Below are 6159 nucleotides of genomic sequence, written 5' to 3' on the forward strand. Positions count from 1 at the left end.
GCCCCCCGCAGGACCGTCCGCCCACTGCGCCGACCAGCCCGCGGACGCCCGCGTCCGGGCCGGTTCCCATGTCACCGAACGGAACCAGCCCAGCAACGCCCAGGTGGCGGCGATGGAGAAGGACTTCCACGACCGCATCGGCAAGCTGCGGAAGAAGCCCAAGGCCGCCATCACCGTCCGCGTGCACTTCCACGTCGTGTACGGCAGCGCGGGCAACATCCCGGACGCGACGCTGAACAAGCAGCTCGACGTCCTCAACGCCGCCTACAAGAGCAGCGGCATCACGTTCACGCTCGCCCAGATCAAGCGGACGCAGAACGCGGCCTGGTTCTCCGACCCCGAGGGCAACGAGCGCCAGATGAAGACCGCTCTGCACACGGGCAACGCGCAGGACCTCAACTTCTACACGGCCGACCTAGGCAACAGCCTTCTGGGCTGGGCCACGTTCCCGAGCAGCTACCGTTCCCAGCCCGCGATGGACGGTGTCGTCGTCCACTACCAGAGCCTGCCGGGCGGTGCACTCGGCAACTACAACGAGGGCGACACCGGCACCCACGAAGTGGGCCACTGGATGGGTCTGTACCACACGTTCCAGGGCGGCTGCTCCGGCCAGGGCGACCAGGTCGCCGACACCCCCGCAGAGCAGAGCCCCGCGTCCGGCTGCCCGACCGGCCGCGACACCTGCACCTCCCCTGGCGTCGACCCGATCCACAACTTCATGGACTACAGCTACGACGCCTGCATGACGGAGTTCACGTCCGGCCAGAACCAGCGCATGCAGGACCAGTGGACGGCCTACCGGACGTAGCCGTCACCGCCCACTGCGAATAGCCATCCCCGTCCGGCGCCGGAGCGCTCCCGACGCACGCCTCCCCCCGGGCGCGCAGGAGCCGCTCCGGCGCCGGGCTTCCGCATGCCCGAGCGCCGGCGGCGCCGGCTTTTCCACAGAATCGCGTTCTACTTCCGCCCGCCCCGAGCCGGCCTGAGAATTCAGGCACGAGGTTCGCAACGGGATACGGGGGCGGTCGTGTCAGGTGATGTCGATGATCGGGAGCCGGAGGGCGCCGGGCGCGTCGGCCGGGACGGCGGGGTTCTTCGGTGCGACGGGCTTGAGGCGCTGGTAGGCGTCGCCAAGGGCTGGGCGCGGGTCGTCCTCGGAGCGGTTCGGCCAGAACGACATGGCGCGCTCGGCCTGGGCCGTGATGGTGAGGGACGGGTTGACGCCCAGGTTGGCGGAGACGGCGGAGCCGTCCACGACGTGCAGGCCCGGGTGCCCGTAGACGCGGTGGTAGGGGTCGATGACACCCGACTCGGGCGAGTCGCCGATCACGCATCCGCCGAGGAAGTGCGCCGTCATCGGGACGTCGAACAGGTCGCCCCACGTGCCGCCGGGCATACCGCCGATCTCCTCGGCGATCAGCCGGGTCGCCTCGTGCCCCTCCGGGATCCACGTCGGGTTCGGCTCCCCGTGGCCCGCGGACGCGCGGACGTCCCAGCCGAACGGGCCCCGCTCGGGGCGCAGCGTGATCGAGTTGTTGCGGGTCTGCATGACCAGGGCGATGACGGTCCGCTCGGACCAGTGCCGCACGTCCAGCAGCTGGATCAGGTGGCGGGGGCGCCGCGCCGCCTCGCGGAAGAACTTCAGCAGCCGGGGCGTGTGCTTCTCGCCGGGCCGATCGCCGTCCACGAGAAGCGTCTGGAGGGCTGCGAGCAGATTGGAGCCCCGCCCGTACCGGACGGGCTCGATGTGCGTGTCCGGCGCCGGGTGGAAGGACGAGGTGATCGCGACGCCCTGGGAGAAGTCGGGCCCCGGCCTGCCGTTGGCGCGGCCGCCGCCGAGGATCGCCTCCGAGTTGGTGCGGGTCAGCGCGCCGAGCCGGTCGGACAGGCGCGGGAGGCGGCCGGTCGCCTTGAGCTTGTGCAGGAGCTTCTGCGTCCCGTAGGTACCGGCGGCGAAGACGACCTGCCCGGTGGTGAACGTCTTCCGGTTGCGCCCGAACGAGCCGGTCCGCACGATCTCGACCTCGTAGCCGCCGCCGGCGAGCGGCCGGACGCCGGTGACCCGGCTGAGCGGCATCACCCGCGCCCCGGCCTTCTCCGCCAGGTACAGGTAGTTCTCCGTCAGCATGTTCTTCGCGCCGTGGCGGCAGCCCACCATGCACTCGCCGCACTCCAGGCAGCCGCGGCGGCGCGGGCCCGTCCCGCCGAAGTACGGGTCGGCGCTCTCGACCCCGGCGCCCTGCCCGAAGAAGACGCCGACCGGAGTCTGGACGTATGTGTCGCCCTTGCCCATCCGGTCGGCGACCTTCTTCATGACCTTGTCGGCCTCGGTCGTCGTCGTGTTCTGGACGACGCCGAGCATGCGCCTGGCCTGCTCGTAGAAGGGCGCCAGCTCGTCCTGCCAGTCGGTGATGTGCGCCCACTGCCGGTCCTTGAAGAACGGCTCCGGCGGGACGTACAGGGTGTTGGCGTAGTTCAGCGACCCGCCACCGACGCCCGCGCCCGCCAGCACCATCACCCGGCTCGACTTCGCGCCCCGGATCAGGTGCATCCGCTGGATGCCGGTGAGCCCGAGCGCCGGCGCCCACAGGTAGCGGCCGATGCGCCAGTTCGTCTTGGGCAGCTCCGGGTACCGCGACCCCGGCGCCCCGGACGGGTTCGTGTCGAACCGGCGGCCCGCCTCGATGACGCCGACCCGGTAACCCTTCTCGGTCAGCCGCAGCGCCGACACGCTACCGCCGAACCCGGACCCGATGACGAGCACGTCGAAGTCATGCTTCACGGGCGATCCCTACTTGATCCGAAGCTTCTTCATGAGCTTGATCCCGGTCGCCATGAGGTCGGCGAACCGGTCGTAGCCGATCGAACCCGGCGGTTCGAGGTCCATGATGTGCTGGCTCGCGACCGTCTGCACCTCGGTGAACTTCAGCAGGCCCTCCGACCCGTGACGGCGTCCCATACCCGACTGCTTCATCCCGCCCATCGGCGAGTCGTACGACGCGTAGGCCGCGCCGTACCCGTCGTTGATGTTGACCGTCCCGGCCTGGATCCGGGCGGCGAGACGCCGGCCCCGCGCCGGGTTCTTGGTCCACACCGAGGCGTTCAGCCCGTACGGCGTGTCGTTGGCGCGGGCGACGACCTCGTCCTCGTCCCGGTACTTGTAGAGCGCGACGACGGGGCCGAACGTCTCGTTCGCGCACAGGTCCATGTCGCCGTTGACGTCCGCGAGCACCGTCGGCTCGTAGAACAGCGGCCCAATGTCCGGACGCGCCTTCCCGCCGGCGAGGACGGTGGCCCCCTCCTCGACGGCCTGGTCGACGTGCCGCGTCACCGCGTCCAGCTGCCGCTCGTAGGTGAGCGACCCCATCTCGGCCTTGAAGTCGAGTCCGGTCCCGAGCCTCATGCCCTTGACCAGCTCGACGAACCGGGGGACGAACCGGTCGTAGATGTCCTCGTGCACGTACATCCGCTCGATCGAGATGCACAGCTGCCCGGCGTTGGTGAAGCACCCGCGGACGGCGCCCCGCGCGGTGCGCTCGACGTCGGCGTCCGGCATCACGATCATCGGGTTCTTGCCGCCGAGCTCCAGCGAGTACGCGACCAGCCGCGGCGCGACCTTCTCCGCGATGGCCTTGCCGCCCCGCGTCGACCCGGTGAACGACACGTAGTCGGCGTCTTCCACCAGGGGATCACCGATCTCGGACGGCTCGCCCACGACGACCTGCCACACGCCACGGGGCAGCCCGAGCTCGATCAGCAGATCGAGCACCCACAGGCTCGACAGGCACGTCTGGGTGTCCGGCTTGTGGATCACCGCGTTCCCCGCCATCAGCGCCGGCGCGATGTCACTCGCTCCCAGCGCGAACGGGTAGTTCCACGGCGCGATCAACGCCACGACGCCCTTCGGGTGCCGCAACTCCTGCACACGGGTCAGCCCCGGCACCATGCCCTGCCTGCGGCGCGGCTTCAGCAGCCGCGCGGCCCGCCGCGCGTAGTACAGCGAGCACAGCGTCACGTCGAGGAACTCCTCCATCGCATGCCGCCGCGCCTTGCCGGTCTCCAGCTGGATGACGTCGAGGATCTCCTCGCGCCGGTCGACGAGCACGTCCGCGAGCCTGAGGAACGGCTTGACCCGCTCGCTCACCGGCAACCGCGCCCACGCCGCCTGCGCCTCGCGGGCCCGCTCGTACGCCTTGCGGACGTCGTCGGCACTGGAGAGCGGAACGGTCGCGAGGGCCTCGCCGGTGAACGGGCACGGGATCGTCGCGGTGCCGGCGCCGTCCGAGGCGATGTGAGATGCCAGCCGATCGACCAGATTCTGGGGCAGCGTGCGCTCTGCCGCGCCTTCGGCACGGACCGTCGGAGAAGCCATGCACGCAGCGTAGGACGCCCCGGCGTTCTTGGCTACCCGCAAGTAACGCACGACGTGGGCGGTTTGCCGCACAGCTCCCGGTTCCTTGTCACCCGCCGCCGATACGGCATCGAACGGACCGTTCCAAGCCAGTCTGAGTTGCGCAACTCGGGGACTGACCGTGTCCGACCGGTGTATTCCGAAGAACAGGAGGAGATTCCCGGCGCGCGGCCCGCCGCCTCGGACGCGCGCCCCCGCTCACGGAGGGACAACGCATGAGGGACGCCAACGGCGGCCATCGACCCGGGGGCGACACGCCGGTGCCCCGCCCCCCGCGACCGTCCGACGGCGCCCGGCAACGCAGGGACCGCCGCGACGAGACCCGCACCGCGCTGCTCACCGCCGCCGAGCGCCTCTGGGCCGAACGCGGCATCCACGGCGCGTCGCTCGACGACATCGCCGCCGCCGCCGGCCTCACCAAGGGCGCCGTCTACTCCAACTTCGCCGGGAAGACCGACCTGCTGCTGGCCCTGATGGAGCGCTTCACCAGCGACCCCGCCCACACCGACGTCTGCGAAGAACTCAGCGCCGCCGAAGAGGACACCGACTCCGCAGGCCGCTCCTCCGCCCGCCACGCCCCCGACGACCGCGCCCGCCAGCTCGCCCTCCTCCTCGTCGAATTCTGGCTCTACGGCATGCGCGACTACGCCGCCGGCTGGCGCATCGCCGACTGGTACGCCGAACGCCGAGCCCGCCTGGCCAGCCAACTGGACCCCGCCGACGGCATAGCCCCCGACGAACGCGCCACCCTCACCATGGCCCTCGACTTCGGCCTCGCCTTCCAACACCTCCTAGACCCCGCCCGAGTCCCCACCGACCTCTACAAAACCGGCAAAGCCCTAATGCAAGGCCGCCCCCACCCCTGACCCCCAACCGGCACCACATCACCGACACCAGAGCGCCGGGGGTGCGAGTCGTTGCACGGACGACGGGCGTCCCCGGGCTGGGGTCAGTTGGGTTGTGCCGGTCGGTAGGTGGTCAGGGCTGCGCCGGACGGGAACGGGTGCGTCGCGGTCAAGGTCAGGGCCGTTCTGGATTCGAGGTCGCCGAACAGCGGACGGCCTGAGCCGAGGGCGACCGGCTGGACGCACAGCCGGTATTCGTCCACCAGGGCGAGGCGTACGAAGGACTGCGCGAGACGCGCGCCGCCGAACAGCACCATGTCCTTGCCGGGCTCGCTCTTCAGGCGAGTCACCTGCTCGGCCAGGTCCGCGTCGCCGGCGACGGGGACGATGTGGGCGTTGTTCCAGCTCAGCTGCTCTGACCTGCGGGAGAAGACGAGCTTCGGCATGGCGTTGATACGGTCCGCGTACTCGCCGGACGCGGTCGGCCAGTACCGGACCATGTCCTCGTACACGCCGCGGCCGATCAGCGCGGTGTCGATCGCGTCGAGTTGCTCCAGCCCCTCGGCCTGCCGCTCCTCGTCCGGTGAGATCATCCAGTCGAGGTCGCCGTCCGGCCCGGCGATGAATCCGTCCACGCTGGTCATCATGTAGAGCACCACGCGTCTCACATCGTCCTCCTCGTCCATGGTCCGTCAGAGAGACAGAGACCGGGGAAGGGGGAGATTCATCGGTGCCGCGCCGCCTCGTCCAACGCCCGGTGAAGTTCCGTGGTCGCCGTGATGTGCCCCGGCTTTGGTGGTGTCGGGTTGCTGGAATCCTCGTGCCGTTGATCACGAGGAGAGGCATCCGATGCCCCGTAGCTATCCCCCTGAGTTCCGGCGCAAGGTGCTGGATCTGGTGAAG

The 6159-nt window shown here is 70.2% G+C and carries 5 protein-coding genes; 2 read left to right on the top strand and 3 right to left on the bottom strand.

Annotated features, from left to right (window positions below):
• Positions 1 to 808: zinc metalloprotease (locus E1287_RS41550; RefSeq protein WP_131971351.1), on the top strand; the 808-nt coding region annotated here is incomplete at its 5' end.
• 222 nt (positions 809 to 1030) lie between these two features.
• Here the strand turns inward: E1287_RS41550 and E1287_RS41555 are convergent.
• Positions 1031 to 2782, bottom strand: coding sequence for a GMC family oxidoreductase (locus tag E1287_RS41555; RefSeq protein WP_131971353.1), 1752 nt, complete (start codon positions 2780 to 2782; stop codon positions 1031 to 1033).
• A gap of 9 nt (positions 2783 to 2791) precedes the next feature.
• Positions 2792 to 4372, bottom strand: a complete 1581-nt coding sequence (locus tag E1287_RS41560) for a succinic semialdehyde dehydrogenase (RefSeq protein ID WP_131971355.1) — start codon at positions 4370 to 4372, stop codon at positions 2792 to 2794.
• 254 nt (positions 4373 to 4626) lie between these two features.
• Between E1287_RS41560 and E1287_RS41565 the strand changes: the two genes are divergently transcribed.
• Positions 4627 to 5277, top strand: a complete 651-nt coding sequence (locus E1287_RS41565) for a TetR/AcrR family transcriptional regulator (protein ID WP_131971357.1) — start codon at positions 4627 to 4629, stop codon at positions 5275 to 5277.
• An 83-nt stretch (positions 5278 to 5360) separates the two neighbouring features.
• Here E1287_RS41565 and E1287_RS41570 read toward each other — a convergent pair whose 3' ends face one another.
• Entirely contained in the window at positions 5361 to 5924 is a 564-nt protein-coding gene (locus tag E1287_RS41570) for a dihydrofolate reductase family protein (RefSeq protein WP_131971359.1), read from the bottom strand.
• Positions 5925 to 6159 lie beyond the last annotated feature (235 nt).

Origin of the sequence: Actinomadura sp. KC06, assembly GCF_004348735.1 — a bacterium.
Classification (GTDB): Bacteria; Actinomycetota; Actinomycetes; order Streptosporangiales; family Streptosporangiaceae; genus Spirillospora.

What these genes read in the sequence shown, in the direction of transcription:
- E1287_RS41565 (WP_131971357.1), top strand. Translation starts at nt 4,627, where the DNA reads ATGAGGGACGCCAACGGCGGCCATCGACCCGGGGGCGACACGCCGGTG.
- E1287_RS41560 (WP_131971355.1), bottom strand. Translation starts at nt 4,372, where the DNA reads ATGGCTTCTCCGACGGTCCGTGCCGAAGGCGCGGCAGAGCGCACGCTG.